Raw genomic sequence first — 1,597 nt, forward strand, 5'->3', positions numbered from 1 at the left:
GCCGAGCGCGTGTGTTCGGATGCGATCCAGATCCACGGCGGCTACGGCTACCTCGCCGATTACGAAGTCGAGCGTCATTATCGCGACGCGCGCATCACGCAGATTTACGAGGGCACCAGCGAAGTGCAGCGAATGGTGATCGCGCGACAGCTTTTGCTATAGCAACGTTTGTAGGCGTGTATCGGTTTTTTCGACGACCGTCACGTAGTGGTACCGAGCTAGTGCCAGGAAGTTGGGTTCGCAGCAGGGCTGCAATTGACGCACTGGCCATTCCGTTACGCATTTGTGGCGGGGCCGGGCACACCATCAACATGAATTGGCCAACTTTGCATTGCATGCATTGCGGGGCCTCAATTAGGAAGCTGATCTATGAACACTAATCTGACGCCCCAGGCTGGGCAAACTGCGCTGACCGCGAAACTGCTTATCGACGGCAACTTCGTTGAATCCACGACGACTGAGTGGCGCGATATTGTCAACCCAGCAACGCAGCAGGTGCTCGGGCGTGTACCGTTTGCGACCGTCTCGGAAGTTGACGCGGCCGTGCAGGCCGCGCACGCCGCGTATGCGACGTGGAAGAACACGCCGATCTCCGCGCGCATGCGCATCATGCTGAAGTTCCAGGGTCTTGTGCGAGTGAATCTCAAACGGATCGCCAAGACGCTGACGGCTGAGCAGGGCAAGACGCTGCCCGACGCCGAAGGCGACATCTTCCGCGGCCTCGAGGTGGTCGAGCACGCATGCTCGGTCGGAACGCTGCAGCTGGGCGAATTCGCAGAGAACGTCGCGGGCGGCGTCGATACGTACACGCTGCGCCAGCCGATCGGCGTGTGCGCGGGCATCACACCGTTCAACTTTCCCGCGATGATCCCGCTGTGGATGTTCCCGATGGCGATCGTGTGCGGCAATACGTTCGTGCTCAAGCCGTCGGAACAGGATCCGCTGTCAACGATGGAGCTCGTTGAGCTCGCGGTCGAAGCCGGCGTGCCGAAGGGCGTGCTGAACGTCGTGCACGGCGGCAAGGAAGTCGTCGACGCGATCTGCACGCATCCGCTCGTGAAGGCAATCTCGTTCGTCGGTTCGACGGCCGTCGGCACGCACGTGTACAACCTCGGCAGCCAGCATGGCAAACGCGTGCAGTCGATGATGGGCGCGAAGAATCACGCAGTTGTGTTACCCGACGCGAATCGCGAGCAGACGACCAACGCGCTCGCCGGTGCAGGGTTCGGTGCAGCTGGCCAGCGGTGCATGGCCACGTCAGTCGCGGTGCTCGTCGGCAGTGCGCGCGACTGGCTGCCGGACATCGTCGCGAAGGCGAAGGCGCTGAAGGTCAACGCGGGCTCTGAAGCCGGCACCGACGTTGGCCCCGTCGTGTCTAAAGCGGCGAAGCAGCGCGTCCTTTCTCTGATCGACGCGGGCGTGAAGGAAGGCGCGAAGCTCGAACTCGACGGCCGAGACGTCAAGGTCGCCGGCTTCGAGGAAGGCAATTTCATCGGCCCGACGATCTTCTCGGGCGTGACGCCCGACATGACGGTCTATACGCATGAAATCTTCGGGCCGGTGCTGGTCGTGATGGAAGTCGACACGCTCGACGAAG

At 61.9% G+C, this 1,597-nt stretch carries 2 protein-coding genes; both read left to right on the forward strand.

What is annotated here, in order from left to right; translation table 11 throughout:
• Nucleotides 1-162: acyl-CoA dehydrogenase family protein (locus tag DIE06_RS37705; protein ID WP_260433913.1), on the forward strand; the 162-nt coding region annotated here is incomplete at its 5' end.
• A 207-nt stretch (nucleotides 163-369) separates the two neighbouring features.
• The coding region (locus tag DIE06_RS37710) for a CoA-acylating methylmalonate-semialdehyde dehydrogenase (RefSeq protein ID WP_148094384.1) at nucleotides 370-1,597 on the forward strand (1,228 nt) is incomplete at its 3' end.

Source organism: Burkholderia sp. Bp8998 (assembly GCF_003854235.1).
Taxonomy (GTDB): Bacteria; Pseudomonadota; Gammaproteobacteria; order Burkholderiales; family Burkholderiaceae; genus Burkholderia.